Source organism: Acinetobacter sp. ANC_7635 (assembly GCF_056779945.1).
In genome coordinates, this window is record NZ_JBWYIS010000033.1 from 1 (window position 1) to 479 (window position 479).

The window sequence follows — 479 nt, forward strand, 5'->3', positions numbered from 1 at the left end:
TCGATGAGTTCAGCAGGCTGACCTGCAGTACCAAACCCACCAATCATAATGGTTGAACCGTCTTTAATTTGGGAGAGGGCTTCGGTTAAAGTCTTTTGAGATTTATCAATCATAGCGTTTTATAGATAAAGCTATCTATATCCTTTTCGGTCTTGCAAAAATTTAAACAAATCAAAATGATTAGATTTGGATTGGTCTAAATTCTTTAGGTGAATAAGATAAAGGATGGATGCGAAATCCATCCCTTTATTATTTTTAAGCTGATGCGCGGCGACGTTCAACTTCAGTAGAAGGCGCACCTTCAACGTCTTTCACTAATTCAATGTCAAATTGAATATGTTTGAACGCACCTTTCAGACCACGACGAGCAATTTCAGCTTCATCAGTTACGTCTACAGCAGTTGCCACTAAGCCATCACGCGTTGCAAATGCAAAGTCATCCCAAAGGTATTTATCACCTTCGATGTTGAACTGCGTAG

At 39.5% G+C, this 479-nt stretch carries 1 protein-coding gene and 1 pseudogene; both read right to left on the minus strand.

Going from position 1 to position 479, the window contains the following annotated elements; genetic code table 11:
- Positions 1–113, minus strand: a 113-nt coding sequence (locus tag AC1M89_RS14745; RefSeq protein ID WP_481588093.1) for a CoA-transferase, incomplete at its 3' end; no start/stop codon positions are given.
- Positions 114–255: 142 nt separating this feature from the next.
- Positions 256–479 (minus strand): annotated as a pseudogene (locus AC1M89_RS14750) (catechol 1,2-dioxygenase); the annotation flags it as partial.